The following is a 19,192-nucleotide window of genomic DNA, read 5'->3' as shown; positions in this document are numbered from 1 at the left end:
AGTCAGTGACAACGCGCGTCACCCGCGTTCATCGCTCCGCTAGGATGCCGTCTTCGCCACCAAGTCCGCCGCGATTGCATATCGCGGCTCGACCACAGCCCGAGCTCAGGCACCAAGGGGAGAGATCATGACCATTCACCGCTTCCGGGGCGCCTTCGCGCTATTCGCCGCCACGGGCGTCCTCGCCCTCGGCTTCCTCACCGCTTCAAGTGCGAACGCTGCTGGCAGCGCTGCCGTCGTCGACATCGACACCGGTTCGCTCCGGGGCGAGGTCCTCGATGCGGCAAGCGGTTTGACGGTCTTCCGCGGCATCCCGTTCGCGGCGCCTCCTGTCGGCGACCAGCGCTGGAAGGTCCCCCAGCCGATGACGAAGTGGACCGGCGTCCGCGGCGCGACGGAGTTCGGCGCGATCTGCCCGCAAAGCCCCGTTCTGGCCATGATGACCGGCGAGGCCCTGCCGGAGAGTTCCGAGGATTGCCTGTTCCTGAACGTCTGGACGGCGGCTGGGGAAGGCGACGATCCGCGGCCGGTGATGGTCTGGATCCACGGGGGTGGCCTGAGCCTGGGCTGGAGCAACCAGGTCGGCTATGACGGCTCCGCCTTCGCCGCCAAGGGGGTCGTCCTAGTCTCGATCAACTACCGGCTCGGCCCGCTCGGCTACCTCGCGCACCCCGCCTTGTCTCGGGAGGCAGGCGGTGAATCCGGCAACTACGGCTTCCTCGATCAGATCGCGGCGCTCCAGTGGGTCGAGCGGAACATCGCCAGTTTCGGCGGCGATCCGGACAACGTGACGATCTTCGGCGAGTCCGCCGGCGGCACCAGCGTTCACGCGCTGATGGCGAGCCCGTTGGCTACCGGCCTGATCCACCGGGCGATCGCTGAGAGCCCCTGGGTTACGGACACGAACATCCGCCCGCTCCGGGGAGAGAACGGACTGCACAAGAGCGCCGAGGATGTCGGCGTCGCCTGGGCGACGACGATGCTCGGCGACGGCACCAAGCAGACGGCCGGGGCGCTGCGCGCACTGGACGCCGGCACGATCATCACCAGGACCGCCCAGGGCGGCGCGCTCGGCGGCTATGAACCGCACGTCACCTTCGGCACCGACTTCATGCCCGAGTCGAGCGAAGACCGGTACACGGCAGGGAAGCAGAACGACATTCCCCTGATCGCAGGCACGAACCGCAACGAGGGCACGATGTTCATGGCCTTCCAACCGCTCACCGAGCGGGCGGAGTTCCTCGAGATGCTGAAGGGCGTCTACGGCGACCAGGCCGAGGAAGTGGCGAAGCTCTACCCCTCGAAGAGCGCCGAGGAACTCAAGGTGCAGCAGGACCGCTTCCTGACCGACACCTGGTTCCTGCGCGGCACGCGCCGGATGCTCCTCGGGATGGACTCGGTCTCCTCCCCGGCGTTCCAGTACTTCTTCACCCGCGTGAACCCGGAGAACCCGGCCTGGGGCGCGCACCACGCGGCCGAGCTCGGCTACGTCTTCAACACGCTGCAGGGCGAAACCTACGACGAGACGGATGACCGGCTCGCGGCGCTCATGATCGACTACTGGGTCCAGTTCGCCCGCACCGGCGACCCGAACGGCGGCGGCCGGCCGGCCTGGCCGGAGTTCGATGGCGACAGGCAGGCGTATCTCGAACTCGGTGACGAGGTGAAGACGGGCGCCGAGTTAGAGCGGGAGATCAACGACCGGCTGGAAGCGATCCGCGGTCAGTAGGCGACAAGCTAACCAACTAGACGAAGCTGCGGGACCGGGAATGACGAGCAACCCGCCTCGCAGCTTCCTCGGTTGGAAGATGGTCGGGCTCGGCTCCGTCTGCTACGGCCTCGCCATCTCGCCGATGTACTACTGCTGGGGCTTCTTCCTGCCCGAGATGCAGGCCGACCTCGGCATGAACGACACGCAGGGCGGCCTCATCTTCAGCGTCTTCAGCTGGATCTACCACGGGCTCGGCCCGGTTGCCGGCTTCGCCATCGGACGCTGGGGAATCCGGTCCATGATGAGCCTCGGCGCCGTGGTCGGGGTCGTCGCTTTCTGGCTCATGAGCCGGGTCGAGTCGTTCGCCGACGCCATGTTCGCGTACGCCGTGCTCGGCGGTATCTCGGTCGGCTTCGGCACGATCCTCGCGGCCCAGGCACTGGCCTCGAACTGGTTCATCCGCTTTCGCTCACGGGCCATGGCCCTGATTCTCGCCGGCGGAGCGGTCTTCGGTTACGTGACGCTCAAGTACTTTGCCCCGGGGATCCTCGAGATCGCCGACTGGCGCACGGGCTGGCTGATCATCTCCGGCATCTCCGCCCTCGTAGCCGTCCTGGCCGCCGTGTTCATGCGCGGCGAGCCTGAGCGAATCGGGCAGCAGCCGGATGGAGGCGGCCAGGCCAAGGAACCCGAGAGCGACGCTCCATCCGGCCCAACCGGCCGCGGCGAATGGACCGCACCGCTCGCCCTGCGCACGTCCCAGTTCTACGTTCTGATCGGTCTGTCCATCGCCTACGGCGTGCCCTGGGGCATCATCGCCGTCTTCGGCCGCCACCATCTCGATGCTCTCGGCTTCACCACCGCGATGGCGGGTTCGATCCTGGGCGCCCGGGTGCTGGTCAGCCTGTTCGGCCGTCTCAGCGCCTTCGCGGGCGACTTCATGACGCCGCAGCGGCTGCTCGGCATCGTCCTGATCCTGGAGGGTGTCGGCTGCGCGCTGTTCATCGTCGCGAACACCGAGTTGATCGCTTACCTGTCCATGATCCTGATCGGACTCGGCTTCGGCGCGGCCTACGTCTGTATCCCGGTCGTCTACTCGGCCTTCTACGGCCGCCGCGCCTTCGCCACGACGGTCGGCACCCGCTTCGCGATCACCGGCATGATCTCCCCAGCGGCTCCGACCCTGGCCGGAATGCTCTCGGACTGGTCAGACTCCCACGTGCTGACTCTCACCATCCTGACGGGCCTCTGCTTCGTCGGATCCCTTGTCGCCTTCGGCCTGCGCGCGCCGGTCCTTGGAGCCAGGCCGATCACGCCGCCGGCCACAGGCTAGGAATGCGCAAACTGGAGCCCGTCATCGCCGACCAGGCGTACGTCGACTGGGAGAGTTGGGCCGATCCGGCCAATACCTCCCCGAGCGCCATTCGCTGGAAGCTGCTGATCAGCCGCGAGCGCAGTCCGAGCGGTGGGCTCGTCACCGGCGTGGCGAAGATCGAGCCCGGTGCCGCGCTTTCGCGACACCACCACGAGCCGGAGGAGACGTACTACGTGCTCAGCGGACGCGCTCTCATCGAGATCGAGAACACGCGGGAAGAGATTGGCCCGGGCACGGCCATCTACATCCCACCAAACGCCAGACACGCCCTTCGCTGCATCGGCCCCGAACCGCTGGTCTTCATCTTCACGTTTCCACGCGACCGATTCGAGGACATCGACTACCATCTGGATCCGTAGTCGTCACGAGAACCTGCGCGTGGCCCGTGCGGGTCCGGTCGAGCTAGCTTCCTGGCACTTACGACCTGAGGCCGGCGACCGTCGTCTGCCAGCGATGCTCGCCCCAGGACAGCGTTAGCGTCCCCGGGGTGTCGCCTTCGGGCGGCTCGATCTCGATCGTCAGGCGCGGCTTCCCGCCCTCCACGATCGAGTGCTCAAGCCGGATCTCGCCCAGGTCCTTCGCCGGATCGTGCATCGTGCCCCAGACGTCGGGCTCGTTGTTCACGATCAGCACCCACTGCCCGTCGTCGTCGAGGCGGAGCCACAAGCTGTAGAGGCCCGCGAAACCGGGTGAGACGTTGCCGGCCGGCACCTCGAGGTCGCCGACCACGATGTCGGCCTCCGTGCGCAGCTTGATCGCGGCCGCGGTCTGGAACTCGAACAGGCCCTGTTCGTGTTCCTGCAACGCCTCCCAGTCCACGCCGAGGAGCGGCAGCCTGCCGGCGTTCACCTCGACCATGCCGCCGCCGATCTCGGCTCTGTCGATCGAACGCGTCGCGTTGACCAGCACCGCGAATGCGTTGGTCAGACCCGAGGCGTCGAGCTTGCGACCCTCTCCCTCCTTCGAGGGTTTCTCGATGACTTTCTCGGTCTCGGCGAACTGACCCGCCGCAGGCGCCCCAAACGCCGCTGCCGAGAGCAGCAGGACGGCAGCGACCGAAGGCAGCCGCCACCACCCGCGCGAACCGGTCATTCCCGCCTACCTACTCCCCGCCGCCGGTGCTCTGAATCGAGGCGACTCCAAGCCGCAGCGCGATCGGATCGACCGGCTCGACCGGCGCCCAGGCCACGAAGCCGAGCATCATCTCGTCGGTCGTGGCCGTGCCGTTGACGACGTTGTCCGCCGGGTCGAAGCCGCGCTCCTCGCCGCGCTCGGGCGAGTTCTCGAACCACATCGAAACCTCGACCCGGGTGCCGGCAGGGATCGTCTTCGGCTTCTTGTACTGGTACGTCGTCTGCCACTCCTGGTCGTAGTTCGGCACGTCGAGAAGAACCTCGGTCGTGCCGTCGGGGTAGAAGGCGTCGTAGCGCACCGCGACCGACCGCAGGTGGGCGTGGGGCCACAGGGCCAGGATGTCCGTCTCGACCGGGAAAACCCGCGCGGCACCGACCTTCCAGCGCTCGTGGCCGGGCGGAATCTCGAAGGTCAGATTGCCGATCGAGTCGAACTTGACCTCGCGCAGCTCGCTCTCCGGAGCGTCGGCGAACACGAAGCCGATCTCGGACCGGTCATGGAAGCCGCTTCCCTCGCCGGCCTCCTTGTTGTAGTGCATCGAGAACTCGATCGTCGAACCCGGCTCGAGCTTCATCGCGTAGCCGGGTTCCATCAAGTGGCTCTCGGCGCCGAGGGCGATGCAGCCAATCGAGCTGTCGCTGAACTTGCCAAGCGCGGTGGCGCCGCCGGGTGGCCGAACACTCGCGCACATGTGGTGAACGTCGCTGCCGCCGACCTTGAACTCGACGCCGCGCACCCAGACAGTCTCCGGCAGCATTTCTTCGGTGAGCTCGGTCTCGAAGTTGATGTTGATGTCGGCGATGTCGTCGGCCACCCAGTAGTTCTCCGGCATCTGAACGACAAGGTCCGGACGCCCGAGCGACCAGCCGCCCGAGCCCTCCTCGACGAACTTCTTCGGCGCCGGCGCATCGGCCGCGTCGCCCGCCGGCGAACCGCCACGGGCCCAGGCCAGAACCGTCTCGATCTCGTCGTCCGACATCACCCGCTCATGGTGGAACTTCCCGCGTGTCGCCTCGGTCGCGAACCAGGGCGGCATCGAGCGGTTCTCGACCGCCCGAGCGATCGAGCGCGCCCAGGGCCGGGTCTGCTGGTAGGTCATCAGCGGCATCGGTGCGATCATGCCGCCGATGTTCTCGCCCTCGCCTTCCGGCCGGTGGCAGGTCTGGCAATTCTCCTGCAGAACCGGCAGGACGTCGGCGTAGAACGTCGGCGTGTCGGCCTCGGCCGCCAGACCAAGGCCGGGGACGGCAACGGCGGCAACGAGCATGAGCAGGATCGGACGAGAGGTCTGGGTCTTCATCTTCGTGTACTCCCGGTATCGCGGACCGCTACGTCCGCTGTCGACGACCAGGAAACGCCTGCCGGCCCGGATCCTTGGTCGGTGCTCAGTAAGTGTACCCGAACGGGAGTGGCGTATTGTGGATCACCGCAGATCAATCGACGATGTCAAGCGAAACGGAGATGGCCACTATGCGGAAGTCGCTCGCCAACTCAGCCGGAGCTCTGGGTACCACGATCTTCCTGATGCTCTGCGGCACGCTCGCCGCGACAGCCCAGGAAGCCGACCGAAGGGCATTGTTCGGCGACCTCCACGTCCACACGCGCTATTCGTTCGACGCCTTCATCTTCGGCACCCGCACGACTCCCGACGACGCCTACGAGTTCGCCAGGGGCAAGGCGATCGAACACCCTGGCGGCTTCGACCTCCAGCTCGACCGACCGCTCGACTTCCTCGCGGTGACCGACCACGCGAACTACCTCGGCATGCTGGAAGCGATGTCCCAGCCCGACCACCCGCTGTCGAAGCTCGACCGCGCCGCGGACTTCACGCAGGCACGGACGATCAGCGAGAAGCGGAATGCCTTCCGCAGCGGCGCCTACGTCCGGGAGCACCGCGACGTGGACGTCATCCGCTCGGCCTGGAAGCGGACAGTCGAGGCCGCCGAGCGCCACAACGACCCGGGGGCCTTCACCACCTTCCCTGCCTACGAGTACACGTCGAGCCGAGAAGGCGGCAACCTGCACCGCAACGTGATCTTCCGCGGCGACGCGGTGCCGGACTACCCATACGGCCGCAGCGACTCGATCAACCCGGAGGACCTCTGGGCGTGGATGGATGATCTCCGGTCGCACGGGATCGAGGCCCTCGCCATCCCCCACAACTCGAACGGCTCCGACGGCCACATGTTCCAGCTCGTCAACTTCGCCGGCGAGCCGATCGACGCCGCCTACGCCGAAACCCGGATGCGGAACGAGCCCCTGGTCGAGGTCACCCAGGTCAAGGGCACCTCCGACACCCACCCCTTCCTGTCGCCGAACGACGAGTGGGCGGACTTCGAGATCATGCCCTACCGGATCGCGCAGTGGAACAAGTCGAAGCCGCGCGGCTCCTACGCCCGCGACGCCTACCTGCGCGGACTCAAGCTCCAGGCCGAGCGGCGCGTCAACCCTTATCGCTTCGGCCTGGTGGGCGCCAGCGACACCCACAACGGCGGCGCCTCGCTCGACGAATCGAACTTCGTCGCAAAGGTCGGCATCCTGGACGCGACGGCCGAACTCCGCGGCTCCGTGCCGATCGCGTCGGAGGAGGGCGTCACGGCCTACAACGACACCTACTACAAAACCTGGAGCGCCTCCGGCCTGGCCGGCGTCTGGGCCGAGGAGAACACCCGCGACTCGATCTACGACGCCTTCCGCCGCAAGGAAACCTTCGCGACGAGCGGCCCCCGCATCGTCGTCCGCTTCTTCGCCGGCGACTATCCGGACGACCTGGCTGAGCGCGACGACGCGGTCGAAGTGGCCTATGCCGAGGGCGTGCCGATGGGCGGCGAACTGCCAGCAGCGTCCGAAAGCGCGGAGCCTCCGCGGTTCCTCGTCTGGGCTCTTCAGGATCCACTCGGCACGCCGCTGCAGCGGGTTCAGGTGATCAAGGGCTGGAGTGACGACGGACACGGGATGGAACAGGTGTTCGACGTCGCCTGCTCGGACGGCCTGACTCCCGATCCCGAAACCCATCGCTGCCCCGACAACGGCGCCGAAGTGAATCTCAGCGACTGCAGCCTCACGCCCGACAGGGGGGCGTCGGAGCTCGTCACGCTCTGGCAGGATCCGACCTTCGAAGCCGGGCAGCACGCCTTCTACTACCTCCGGGCGCTGGAGAACCCCACCTGCCGCTGGTCGACCTGGGACGCTGTCAAGGCCGGAGTCGATCCGAGGCCGGGGCTCCAGGCGACGATCCAGGAACGCGCCTGGTCGTCGCCGATCTGGGTCGGCGGCCCACCGACCGAGTGAAAGGACGTGTACTGCCGGCGGACCCCTCAACAGCCGGCCTATATACTTCCGCCGGCCGCCGGTCACTCCAGCTTCATCATCCCGAGTACCAGTACCCGATCATGCGCAAGTGTCTGATTCCGCTCGCGCTGAGCATGACCGTCGGCACTTCGCCCGGTCTTGCACAAGGCGACGAGGAGAACGCTCCTCAGGAGCCGGCGACGCTCGGACAGGCCATCCGCGACGCGGACGTTTCGCTCGGTCTCCGCTACCGGGTCGAGCAATCCGACGACGACGCCTTCGACGCTACTGCGCTCGCTTCGACCCTGCGGACCACGCTCAAGCTGCAGACCAAGGCCTTTCGCGGCTTCTCCTTCCTGCTCGAAGCGGAGGATGTCACCCCCGTCGGCAACGACCGCACGTACCGGAACCTCGGCTACGGCGGACTCGACAACGGCGTCCGCGACCGGCCGATCATCGCCGATCCCGCTCTCACCGCGATCAACCAGGCGGCGGCTCGCCTGGAGCGGGGGCCGGTGGCCTTCACCCTCGGCCGGACCGAGCTTCTGATCGGCGACCAGCGCTTCGTCGGCGCGGTCGGCTGGCGCCAGCATCACCAGGCCTTCGACGCCGCCGCCCTCGACGCGCAAATGGGCGCCGACTGGTCGCTGCGCTACGCCTTCCTGAACCGGGCCCACCGGATCACCGGCGCCGAGGAGCCGATGGGCTCCCACGTGATCTACGTTTCCGGCCCGGCGGGTCCCGGCAACCTGGCCCTCTTCGGCTACCTGCTGGACTACGACCGACCCGGAGCCGCAGCGAACTCGACCTCCAACTGGGGCGCCAGCTACAACGGTTCGCGCGAGGCCGGTGCGGTCTCCGTTCTGTGGGAACTCCAGTACGCGGTCCAATCGGACTGGGCGGACCACCCCGGCAGCGTTGACCTCGACTACCAGAAGACCGGGATCGGCTTCACCCGGGGAGACGTCAGCGTGCGCGCCGTGCGCGAGGCCCTGGACGGCGACGGCGCCTACGGGTTCCGCACCCCGCTCGCCACCCTGCACGGCTTCAACGGCTGGACCGACAAGTTCCTCGGCACTCCCGCCCACGGCCTGGTCGACCTGTACCTGCGCCTGGACCACAACCTGGACACCTGGAACTGGACGGTCCGCTGGCACCAGTTCCGCTCCGCGGTCGGGAGCATGGACTACGGCACCGAAATCGACGCGATGGCGGTGTGGAACACCCCCTGGAAGCAGGACTTCGGCATCAAGCTGGCGCAGTACAACGCGGACGAGTGGAGCACGGACACGTTCAAGATCTGGGTCTGGACGTCCTGGACCGTCAACCTGCGATCCGCAGGCGGCCGCTGACGTCGACCGAGGCCTCGGCTCCTTCCGACGGAGCCTCCCAGTCGGCCGCATCGAGCAGGATCACGGGTGGCGACCGCTCGTAGAGCTCGCGGGCCACCGCGGCGCCCAGCGCGAGAATACCGTCGAGCTCGCGAAGCACGACGGCGGCCGGCCCCGTACCCAGACGAACGCCCTCCAGCAGCACCGAGCTCGAACTGCTCGACCCGCGCCCGTACGGCACGACCAGGATGCGGCCGCGGACACTCTCACCGCAACGCGGATGGCGCCGGTCGATGATCGTCCCGGTGACCGGATCGACACCACCCCAGAACGAAAGCGGCTCCTCCAGCCGGAGCACCCGCCCGGCGCCGGTCCCGGCCACCAGGACCCGCCCTTCCAGCTCCACGCCGCTCACGGCCACAGATCCGGGTCGCGCCAGAGCCGGCCGGCCTGGGCTGAACGAACGCACTCGGCCAGGCTGCCAAAGACGACATCGAAGCCGACGTTGCCGGGCGCGTAGTGAGCGAACTTGCCCGAGTTCGTCATCAGCACGCCGCCGGCCGGCGTGCGCAGGATCGGCGCCACGACGACGCAGGTATCGACGACCACGCGGACACCGAAGGCGCGCAGCCGCTCCAGAGCCCCTTCCCGTTCCAGGAAGTCGAGCGAGAGCCGGTTGGTGCAGACGACGAACTCGACCCCGGCCGAGGGCGGATGACGCTCGACGAGCGGCAGCAGTTCAGCGAACTCGCGCGGAGAGAAGTGAGGGCTGCCCAGGGCCACGACGTCGATCGCCAGGTCTCCGCCGGCCCCGGGACGCGAAGCCGCAGCCGCGGGGACCGTCGAGAGACTGCGCAGCCCGGCCTGCAAATCATCCACCGTGACGTCGATCCACTCCTCGGCTTCGTGACCGCCGAGCGCCGCATCCAGAGTCGGTGCCTCCGGCGTGATGCCGACCGCGTGAAAGAGCGCCACCGCGCCCGACGAGGCCGCCGCCGCGCCCAACGCCTTCAGGCCGTCTTCGTCCACCTCCTCCAGGCCGAGCAGTACGGGCACCCGATTGCCGCAGCGTTCGCCCACCAGGTAGCCGATCGCCGGCAGCAGCCAGGACGCCGACCGGAGAGCCCGCGGCAACGACCGCAGATCGAAGACGATCTGGCCACGCCGGTTCTCCTCCAGGTGCAATCCCACCGCGGGCGCCCGCCCGGTGATCGCCGCGCAGATGTCGATGAAGTCCCCGTAGCGGTGGGTGCGCGCACCGAGCACCGAGTTCGCGAACACGATCGCGTTGCTCTCCGCCCAGGCGACCTGCTGCCCGAACGCCGGTCGCGGCGTCGTCTGGTAGGGGGCGCAGGTCCAGATGGTGCGGCAGCCCATTTCGTCGTAGCACTCCATCAATCGCAACGCCTTGGCCCGGCGCTCGGCCGTTCCCGCGAACTCGTCAGGGTGCAGCAGATCGAGACCGCCCACGTTCAACGTCGTCGGCACGCACACCCGGGCGCCGCCCGCCACCAGCAACTCCGCGAAGTCGACTCCGGAATCGCCGTGGTAGAGGCAACCGTCGATGTGGGCGCCCTCGATATCCAGGAGACGTTTGGCGCCGTAGACCCCCGCCATCGTGACCAGGATGCGCATGGCGACCGCCGTTGCTGCACCATGGTCGCCCGCAAGCATCGCACGGTCGCGGACCGTCAGCGCGACGGTTTCGGGCGGCGCTCCGGCGGGCATGGGCGGTCAGTGTAACTAGGGGCTACACTCCCCGCTCCGAACCTCCGCAACCGACGACTCAAGGAACCAGCGACAAGCGGCGCCGGCATAGCCGGCACCGACGGAGAGGGCCGCATGGCGATCGACCTCGAACTACAGGAACGACTGATGGCGGCAGCGCCCTACGGCATGGGCTTCGCGGTGCACGCCGAGCTGGCTCCCGAACGAATGGCGGTGCTATCGAAGTTCGGCGGCCGGTCGCTCGGCGAGCTGAACGCCAATGCGAATCGCCTGGCCCGCGTGCTGCGGGCGCACGACGTCGGTCCTGACGTTGGCGTCGCCCTGCTGTGCCGGAACCGGCCCGAGTTCATCGAAACGGTTGTCGCCTGCCAGCGATCCGGCGGACGCATGACGCCGATCAACTGGCACCTCTCGCCACCCGAGGTTGCCTACATCGTCGACAACTGCGAGGCCCTCGTGTTGATCGCCGACGAGGCCTTCGCGCCGGCCGTCGCCGCCGCCCAAGCTGCTTCCGGCCACTTGCGCCTGACTCTCGCAGTCGGCGGCGAGATCGAGGGCGCCGAGTCCTATGACGAAGCGCTCGCAGCGGAGGACGGCTCGAACATCGACAACCCGATCCTCGGCGCGCCGATGCTCTACACGTCCGGCACCACGGGCCACCCCAAGGGGGTCTACCGCAAGGCGAACGCGACGCCGACGCCGTTCCTGCTGGCGGTTCGCGAGTCGGGCGACTTCGAGCCGGACACGGATTGCTCGCTCGTCACCGGGCCCCTGTACCACGCCGCGCCACTGGGCCTCAACCTGGCGATGCCCATGGGCGCCGGCGTCGGTTCGGTGTTGATGGACAAGTGGGACGCGGAAGAGACCCTGGCGCTCATCGACCGGCACCGGGTCACCCACACCCACATGGTCGCGACGATGTTCCACCGCATGCTCGCACTGCCGTCGGAGGTCCGCGAGCGCTACGACGTTTCCTCGATGCGCTGGCTCTGCCACGGCGCGGCGCCGACGCCGGTCCACGTCAAGCACAAGATCATCGACTGGTTCGGCCCCGTGGTCTGGGAGTACTACGCCGCCACCGAAGGCGGCACGTTCTGGGTCGACTCGAAGGAGTGGCTGGAGAAGCCGGGTAGCGTCGGCCGCACGGTCGAAGGAACGAAGTACAAGGTGCTCGACGACGAGGGCGAGCCGGTGCCGAGCGGAACTACCGGCACGGTCTACTTCGAGGCCCCTGAGAACAGCTTCGTCTACTTCAAGGCCCCCGAGAAGACCGCCTCCGCCTATCGCGACGATTACTTCACGATGGGCGACATGGGCTACGTCGACGAGCACGGGTACCTGTTCCTGACCGGCCGGTCGGCGGAGACGATCATCGCCGGCGGCGTCAACATCTACCCCCAGGAGATCGACGACGTGCTCCAGCAGCATCCCGCGGTCTACGAGGTCTGCACCGTCGGCGTGCCCCACGAGGAGTGGGGCGAGAGCGTCAAGTCGGTGGTCGAAGTCGACGAGGGCTTCGAGGCGGGCGAGGACCTCGCCGAGGAACTCCTCGCCTGGTGCCGCGAGAACCTGCCCGACTTCAAGCGCCCGCGCTCGATCGACTTCGCGACCGACCTGCCGCGCATGCCCACCGGCAAGATCCAGCGCGGCCTGGTCCGGGCGCCGTACTGGAAGGGCCGCGAGCGGCAGATCTGACAGCTTCCCCAAACTACATCCCGAGGCAACCATGAAGGCAGTTGTATGCAGCGCGTTCGGCCCCCCGGAGAACCTGACGATCGAGGAACTCCCCGATCCGGTTGCCGGGCCGGGCGAGGTCGTCGTCGACATCCACGCGGCGGCAATCACCTGGCCCGACACGCTGATCATCGAGAACCGTTACCAGTTCCGGGGAGAGCCACCCTTCGTGCTCGGCGGTGAGGTGGGCGGCAGGATCGCGGCCGTCGGGCCGGATGTGGACGGCCTGGCAGTCGGCGACGACGTGGTCGGCGGCGGCGGCACCGGCGGTTTCGCCGAGCAGGTGCTGCTCAAGGCGTCCCAGGTCCGCAAACTGCCGCCGGGGCTCGGCCACGCGGAGGCTACGGGATACGGCTACGCCTACGGCACCGGCCACTACGCGCTGAAGTACCGCGGCAACCTCAAGCCGGGCGAGACGCTCCTCGTGCTGGGCGCCGCCGGCGGCGTCGGCCTTGCCGCGCTGGAGCTCGGCAAGGTGATGGGCGCGCGCGTGATCGCAGCCGCTTCGAGCGAGGAGAAGCTGGCGCTCTGCCGCGAACGCGGCGCCGACGAGACGATCAACTACGCCGCGGAGGACCTGAAGAACCGCGCCAAGGAGTTGACGGACGGTAAGGGCGTCGACCTCGTCTACGACGCGGTCGGCGGCGACTACGCCGAGGCGGCGCTCCGCGCCACGAACTGGCGCGGCCGGTTCCTGGTCATCGGGTTCACCGCGGGCATTCCGCGCATGCCGCTCAATCTCACCCTGCTCAAGGGCTGCGACATCGTCGGCGTGTTCTGGGGCGCCTCCAGGATGCGCGAGCCCGAGATCTTCGAAGCGACGAGGGTGGAGACCGAGGCGCTGGCCGCCGCCGGCAAGATCCAGCCCTACATCTCGCGCCGCTATCCCCTGGAAGAGGTGCCGCAGGCGCTTCGCGACATGATGGACCGCAAGGTCATCGGCAAGATGGTCATGCAGCGCGGCGCCTAGCGTCGCAGCAGGAGAGGAGCACAACATGAAGTTCGGCGCGCAGGTCACCGTCTACCGCAACACCTGGGACAGCGTCCGGGACGTGGCCGAGCTGCTCGACCAGGGCCCCTGGGACAGCATCTGGTACGCCGACCACTACCTGCCGCCCCCGGGACTCAAGGAAGAGGAGCACCTCGCGGCACAGGAGGCCTTCACCGTCGCCGCGGCGACCGCGAGCATCACGAACAACCTGAAGATCGGCCACCTGGTTCTCGGCAACACGTACCGGAATCCCGGCTTGGTGGCCAAGATGGCAGGCACCCTGGACCACATCTGCCACGGCCGCTTCGTGCTCGGGATCGGCGCGGCCTGGTTCAAGCGCGAGCACGAGGCCTACGGCTGGACATTCCCTTCGATGAAGGAGCGCCAGGACCGCTTCGAGGAGGCGGTCGAACTGATCCGGGCCCTGTTCCGTTCGAACGAGCCGGTCGATTTCAGCGGCGAGTACTACGATCTCGACTCCGCGCCCCTCTCGCCCGGTTGCTACGGAGACCCGATTCCCATCCTGATCGGCGGCACCGGCGAGAAGCGGACGCTGCGCACCCTGGCGCGCCACGGTGACGTGATGAACCTGGACGGCTGGGCCCGCGGACCGATGACTCGCGAGTACTTCAGGCACAAGGTCTCCGTCGTCAACAGGCACTGCGAAGACGCCGGCCGGGATCCGGGCGAGATCCGGCACACGGTGCTGATGCCGACCTTCGTGACGGACGACGAGGCCGCCGCCGGGCGCTTCATCGCCGCTCGCGGCCTCGGCGAAGGAACTGCGGCCGGCTCGAAGAGCTACGTGATCGACCGGATCGGCGAGATGATCGACGCCGGCGCCCACGAGATCATGATCGGCGGCATTCCGACGCACCGTCTCGACCACTACCAGATGGTCGCGGAAGAGATCATTCCCGCCTTCGACTGAGGCGGATGTCCGGCGAGGCTCAGCCGGCACCCGTGGCGGCGCTCCTTGGCGCCGCACTTCTACTGCCGGGCCTTGCCCAGATTCAGGCACAGGACACCGACTGGCCGACGATCACCGGCGGCAACGACGCAGGCCGGTACGCCGCGCTCGACCAGATCGATGCCTCGAACTTCGCCCGCCTCGAACCGGCCTGGCGCTGGCGGCTGCCGGACAACGACCTGATGGCGAACGATCCGCGGTTCGAAGACGCGTCGATGAAGCAGCGGACACACGTCACGACGCCGATCAAGATCGGCGATCGGCTGTACGTCGTCACGGGCTACGGCGTCGCCGCCGCGGTGGATCCGGCAACGGGCACGACGGTCTGGCAGCACGATCCACAGAGCTACGGCCACGGCCGGCCCACGAACCACGGCTTCACCCACAAGGGTCCCAGCTTCTGGCACGATCCCGAGCGCCCGGACGCTCCTGGCCGCCTGATCTACGCCAGCACGGACGCCATCCTGCGCGCCGTCTACGCCGACGAAGGCACGCCGGTGCGCTCCTTCGGGAACCACGGCGGCGTCGATCTGACCACCGGACTGCACCGGGCCGTGGAACGCCGCAAGTACACCGTTAGCTCGCCTGCGACCATCTGCCGCGACGTCGCGATCGTCGGCTCGTCCATCTCGGACGGTCCGCTGGGACCGGGCGACGGACCGCCGGGCGACGTACGCGGCTTCGACGTGCGCACGGGGCGACAGCTCTGGACCTTCCACACCGTGCCCCAGGAGGGTGAGCACGGCACGGACACCTGGGAGGACGAATCCTGGCGGATCACCGGCGGCGCGAACGTTTGGGGCCTGATGAGCGCCGACGAGGAACTCGGCCTCGCCTACCTGCCGACCAGCACACCGACGAACGACTGGTACGGCGGTCATCGCCGCGGCGACAACCTCTACGCGGAGAGCCTGGTCGCGGTCGACTGCGAGACGGGCGAACGCCGCTGGCACTTCCAGGCCGTCCATCACGGCCTCTGGGACTACGACTTCGCCGCGCCGGCCGTGCTGGGCGACGTCGTCGTCGACGGTCGGAGCGTCAAGGCGGCGATGTTGCCCAGCAAGCAGGCGTTCCTCTACGTCTTCGATCGGGAGACCGGCGAACCCCTCTGGCCCATCGAGGAACGGCAGGTTCCCCAGACGGGCATCCCCGGCGAGCAGACCTCGGCCACCCAGCCCTTCCCCACCAAACCGCCGGCGTTCGACCGCCAGGGCATGCAGCTCGCCGACGTGATCGACTTCACGCCCGAGATCCGCGCCGAGGCGGAGCACATCCTGACCTCGCACCAGTACGGGCCGATGTACACGCCGCCGAGCGAGCGCGGCACCGTCGCCATGCCCGGCTTCGAGGGCGGTGCGAGCTGGCCCGGCGGCGCATTCGATCCGGAGACGGACAAGCTCTACGTGCCTTCCTTCACGGCGCCGATCCTGATCACGCTGCGGAGGCCCGACCCGAGCCGCTCCTCCTTCGACTTCGTGGCCAGGGTGTCGGGCTTCCACGGCCCCTTCGACCTGCCGATCTCGAAGCCGCCGTACTCGCGGGTGACCGCCTACGACATGAACCGCGGCGACATCGTCTGGCAGATGCCGCTCGGCGAGGGCCCTCGCCGACACCCCCGGCTCGCCGGCCTCGACCTGCCGCTTCTGGGCTCGGGCGTCCGCGGCCACGCCCTCGTGACCAAGACGCTGCTCATCGTGAGTTCCGGCCATTCCCGCTCGTTCCGGTACCAGGAGGCGAAGGCGGAGCGGGAGTGGAACGAACAGCCCGAGGACGTCACCGGCGGCCTCGCCTGGACCAATCCGCGGTCGGCGGCGCGCGAAGACTGGCGCTACACCGTGCCGGCGCTCCGCGCCTTCGACAAGGCGACCGGAGAGCTGCTCGCGGAGGTCGAACTGCCGGCCCACTCCGACGGCAGCCCGATCACGTACCTGCACCGCGGCGTGCAGTACGTCGTGATCTCCATCGGCGGCCGCGGCGAGCCGTTCGAGCTGATCGCGTACCGGTTGCCGGGCTAGTCCGAAGGCCAGGGGGTGCCCAGGTCCTCCTCCGGCACCGCGCGCATCCCCAGGTTGACGAACTTCTGCAGCCGCTTCCCCTCGTAGGTCTCGGTCGTGTAGATGTTGCCCTTCGAGTCCGTGGCGATGGAGTGGACGGCGAAGAACTGGCCCGGCTGGCGGCCGCCGTCGCCGAAGGCGTAGAGCACCTCCATGCTCGCGCGCTCGATCACGTAGACCTTCATGTTCTGGCCGTCGGCGAGGTAGAGGAACTTCTGCTCCTCGTCCGGCGAGAACGCGACGTCCCACGTCGAGCCCTGAGACAGGGTCTCGGGCGCGATGAAGACCTCGTTCACGAAGGTGCCGTCGGCCTGGAACACCTGGATCCGGTCGGCGGCGCGGTCACAGACGTAGAGCAGGCCGTCGGCCGAGATGTCGGCGCAGTGAATCGGACCGCGGAACTGGGTCGCCGGCGGATCGCCGGGGACGTACTGGCCGAGGTCCAGCTCGTCGTCGGGGGCCTCGCCGTAGGCGCCCCAGTAGCGCTTGAACTCACCGGTGTCCGCGTCGATCACGACGACCCGGCGGTTGAAGTAGCCATCGGCGACGTAGATCTCGTTCGCTTCCGGATCGACCGAGAGCTTCGCCACCCGGCCGAAGTTCTCCATGTCGTGGCTGTTGCGCACGAAGCGCGGCTCGTCCTCGCCGGCGCCCTCGTTGACCAGGGCGTTGGCCTTCCCCACCTGCATGAGGAACTGACCGTCCCGGGTGAACTTCAGCGTGTGGGAATCGCCGCCGCCGTTGCCGCCGATCCACACGTTGTCCATGTGATCGACCAGGATGCCGTGGTTCGACGCCGGCCACTCGAACTCGCCGGTCTCGCTCGGACCGCCCCAGTGTCCGACCAGGTTGCCGTCCGGGTCGAACTCCAGCACCGGCGGCGCCGGAATGCAGCACTCGGAGAGCGGCGGATCCTGCGCCGCGCCGATCTCGTTGATCGCGCCGAACGCGTTCGGCGTGTTCCGATGAACGATCCAGACGTGGTCGCGAGAGTCGACGGTGACACCGATCGCCGGGCCCAGGATCCAGTGGTTCGGCAGCGGCTGCGGCCAGAACGGATCGACCTCGAAACGCGGCGCCATCGGCCCGTCGCCAGCGGCCTCGTCACCGCCGTCGTAGCTGCCGCCACCGCAGGCGGCGAGCAGGAAAGCAAGGGCTGCCACGCAGCCGAGTACGGAGTACGTACGATTCGATGTCATCGTCGGTCCATCCAGTCGTTGGAATCCGTCGTCTGCCGCGCTGCCGGCGGTTGCTGCAACACCAGGGAGGTGCGGTCAGTGTACAACGGGCCAGACTGGGTGCGCCGGCGTGTCATCCGTGCGTCCGATGACGGACGCACGGACCGGTTCACGGGTGACGCGGACCGTGTCACCCGGGTTCTCGCCGGCATTCTGGACGGCGCGACGGCTAGCATTCGCCCCCTGTACCGCCTCCGCTCCAACGCGTTTCCGCGACTTCAGATCGGCTGCGTCGTCCTCGCCGCAGCGCCGCTGCTCTTCGCCGCTGATTCCGCCGCGGCCCACGAGGTGCCCGGCAGCGTCACGGTCCAGGTCCTAGTCAAACAGCAGGACGACCGGCTCCAAGTGCTCGTGCGGACGCCGCTCGAAGCGATGCAGGAGATGCAGTTCCCGGTCGACTACCGGGGCATCCTGGACCTGGAGGCGCTACGAGCGAGCAACCTGCTCGTGGAAGCCGCCAACCGCTGGATCACGCCCAACCTCGACCTGTACGCCGGTCGCGACCAACTGCCGACGACGACGGTTCAGGCGGTCCGGCTGTCGATCCCGTCCGACCGCTCCTTCCTCGATTTCGACCGCGCCCTTGCCCACATCCGCGAGCCCCCCCTGCCGGCGACAACCCAGCTCGTCTGGCGGCAGGCACTGCTCGATGTCCACCTGGAGACGCCGCTCGGAGCTCACGGCGCCAACGAACGACCCCGATTCTCGATCGACCCGCGCTTCGGCCGCCTGGGCCTGCGGGTCCTCACGGTCATTCGCTACGAGTCGTCCGACGGCGATGCGCGAGCGCTTCAACTCGCCGCCGAACCGGGCCGGGTCCGGCTCGACCCGAACTGGGCGCAGGCCTCGATCCACTTCATCGCGATGGGTTTCGAACACATCCTGAGCGGCCTCGACCACCTGCTCTTCCTGGTCTGCCTGGTGGCACCGCTTCGCCGCCTGCGCCAGCTCGTGCTCGTCGTGACCTCGTTCACGGTGGCCCACTCGATTACCCTGATCGCGTCCGCCGCAGGACTCGCGCCACGCGCGCTGTGGTTCCCCACTCTGGTCGAAGTCCTGATCGCGCTTTCCATCGTCTACATGGCCTTCGAGAACATCCTCGGAGTCGGCCAGGAGCGCCGCTGGACCGCCGCCTTCGGCTTCGGCCTCGTCCACGGCTTCGGTTTCTCGTTCGCCCTCAACGAATCGCTCCAGTTCGCAGGCTCGCACCTGGTGACCTCCCTGCTCGCCTTCAACGTCGGCGTCGAACTCGGCCAGCTCCTGGTCCTGCTGCTCCTGATTCCCCTGCTGGACTTCGTGTTCCGCCGCCTCCCCAACGAGCGGCTCGGAACCATCCTCATCTCCGCCCTGATCGTCCACACTGCCTGGCACTGGACCGGCGACCGGGGGTCGGATCTCCTGCAATACCGCCCCCTGGCGCCGCTGCTGGATACCGTGCCTCAGGGCGTCCTGCCGTGGATTCTGGTGATTGCGGCGGCCGCGGTTCCCACAAGCCAGTGGCTGCGCCGACGACCCTCAAACGGTCATCGTTGCCCAAACAACCTGCGACGATGGAGAAACGCGCTCCCCAAGCGGCGCAGAGAACGCGCTGCCCGTTGCCGCTCGCCTACCCGCGATCAGTGACCGCGACGTCCG

Annotated in this window: 15 protein-coding genes; 10 read left to right on the top strand and 5 right to left on the bottom strand. The window is 68.1% G+C overall.

Annotated elements, in window-relative coordinates:
* Positions 1 to 127 precede the first annotated feature (127 nt).
* From OXG83_02375 to OXG83_02365, 3 genes are read left to right on the top strand one after another with little or no spacing between them, the layout of a single operon-like run.
* Positions 128 to 1,729: a carboxylesterase family protein gene (locus OXG83_02375; protein MCY3963859.1), complete on the top strand. Its 1,602-nt coding sequence runs from the start codon at positions 128 to 130 to the stop codon at positions 1,727 to 1,729.
* A gap of 40 nt (positions 1,730 to 1,769) precedes the next feature.
* On the top strand, positions 1,770 to 3,044 hold the full coding sequence (locus OXG83_02370; GenBank protein ID MCY3963858.1) for an MFS transporter: 1,275 nt from the start codon (positions 1,770 to 1,772) through the stop codon (positions 3,042 to 3,044).
* 2 nt (positions 3,045 to 3,046) lie between these two features.
* Complete coding sequence (locus OXG83_02365) at positions 3,047 to 3,445, top strand: dimethylsulfonioproprionate lyase family protein (protein MCY3963857.1); 399 nt, start codon at positions 3,047 to 3,049, stop codon at positions 3,443 to 3,445.
* A 58-nt stretch (positions 3,446 to 3,503) separates the two neighbouring features.
* On the opposite strand, the gene OXG83_02360 is transcribed toward OXG83_02365, so the two are convergent.
* A complete protein-coding gene (locus tag OXG83_02360) occupies positions 3,504 to 4,178 on the bottom strand; it encodes a DUF2911 domain-containing protein (protein MCY3963856.1) in 675 nt (224 codons plus the stop codon).
* A gap of 10 nt (positions 4,179 to 4,188) precedes the next feature.
* Positions 4,189 to 5,520 (bottom strand): c-type cytochrome, encoded by a 1,332-nt coding sequence (locus tag OXG83_02355; GenBank protein MCY3963855.1) that lies wholly within the window; start codon positions 5,518 to 5,520, stop codon positions 4,189 to 4,191.
* Positions 5,521 to 5,690: 170 nt separating this feature from the next.
* On the opposite strand from OXG83_02355, the gene OXG83_02350 reads away from it, so the two are divergent.
* The gene (locus OXG83_02350; protein ID MCY3963854.1) at positions 5,691 to 7,511 is read left to right on the top strand and encodes a DUF3604 domain-containing protein; all 1,821 of its coding nucleotides are present in this window, start codon (positions 5,691 to 5,693) and stop codon (positions 7,509 to 7,511) included.
* 101 nt (positions 7,512 to 7,612) lie between these two features.
* Positions 7,613 to 8,863: an alginate export family protein gene (locus OXG83_02345; GenBank protein MCY3963853.1), complete on the top strand. Its 1,251-nt coding sequence runs from the start codon at positions 7,613 to 7,615 to the stop codon at positions 8,861 to 8,863.
* Here OXG83_02345 and OXG83_02340 read toward each other — a convergent pair.
* Together OXG83_02340 and OXG83_02335 are read right to left on the bottom strand one after the other, a co-directional pair.
* Positions 8,835 to 9,257 carry a DUF126 domain-containing protein gene (locus tag OXG83_02340; GenBank protein MCY3963852.1) on the bottom strand — a complete coding sequence of 141 codons (423 nt, stop codon included), beginning with the start codon at positions 9,255 to 9,257 and terminating at the stop codon, positions 8,835 to 8,837. The two genes, OXG83_02345 and OXG83_02340, sit on opposite strands and share 29 nt — an antisense overlap.
* Positions 9,254 to 10,570 (bottom strand): aconitase X catalytic domain-containing protein, encoded by a 1,317-nt coding sequence (locus OXG83_02335; protein ID MCY3963851.1) that lies wholly within the window; start codon positions 10,568 to 10,570, stop codon positions 9,254 to 9,256. Before OXG83_02335 ends, OXG83_02340 begins: the two co-directional genes overlap by 4 nt.
* Positions 10,571 to 10,684: 114 nt before the next feature.
* On the opposite strand from OXG83_02335, the gene OXG83_02330 reads away from it, so the two are divergent.
* Genes OXG83_02330 through OXG83_02315 form a run of 4 tightly spaced genes read left to right on the top strand, consistent with a single transcriptional unit; the run spans position 10,685 to position 16,280 of the window.
* Positions 10,685 to 12,265 (top strand): AMP-binding protein, encoded by a 1,581-nt coding sequence (locus OXG83_02330; GenBank protein ID MCY3963850.1) that lies wholly within the window; start codon positions 10,685 to 10,687, stop codon positions 12,263 to 12,265.
* Between the two features lie 31 nt (positions 12,266 to 12,296).
* Positions 12,297 to 13,274: an NADPH:quinone oxidoreductase family protein gene (locus tag OXG83_02325; protein MCY3963849.1), complete on the top strand. Its 978-nt coding sequence runs from the start codon at positions 12,297 to 12,299 to the stop codon at positions 13,272 to 13,274.
* Between the two features lie 25 nt (positions 13,275 to 13,299).
* Complete coding sequence (locus tag OXG83_02320; GenBank protein ID MCY3963848.1) at positions 13,300 to 14,226, top strand: LLM class flavin-dependent oxidoreductase; 927 nt, start codon at positions 13,300 to 13,302, stop codon at positions 14,224 to 14,226.
* Between the two features lie 5 nt (positions 14,227 to 14,231).
* A complete protein-coding gene (locus tag OXG83_02315) occupies positions 14,232 to 16,280 on the top strand; it encodes a PQQ-binding-like beta-propeller repeat protein (GenBank protein MCY3963847.1) in 2,049 nt (682 codons plus the stop codon).
* On the opposite strand, the gene OXG83_02310 is transcribed toward OXG83_02315, so the two are convergent.
* Complete coding sequence (locus OXG83_02310) at positions 16,277 to 17,518, bottom strand: hypothetical protein (protein MCY3963846.1); 1,242 nt, start codon at positions 17,516 to 17,518, stop codon at positions 16,277 to 16,279. The genes OXG83_02315 and OXG83_02310 overlap by 4 nt on opposite strands.
* 78 nt (positions 17,519 to 17,596) lie before the next feature.
* On the opposite strand from OXG83_02310, the gene OXG83_02305 reads away from it, so the two are divergent.
* Complete coding sequence (locus tag OXG83_02305) at positions 17,597 to 19,180, top strand: HupE/UreJ family protein (GenBank protein ID MCY3963845.1); 1,584 nt, start codon at positions 17,597 to 17,599, stop codon at positions 19,178 to 19,180.
* Positions 19,181 to 19,192: the final 12 nt, after the last annotated feature.

It is taken from the genome of Acidobacteriota bacterium (genome assembly GCA_026707545.1).
Taxonomy (GTDB): domain Bacteria; phylum Acidobacteriota; class Thermoanaerobaculia; order Multivoradales; family Multivoraceae; genus Multivorans.
Note: the sequence above shows the minus strand (reverse complement) of the source record. Positions and strands in the feature narration are given on the sequence as shown.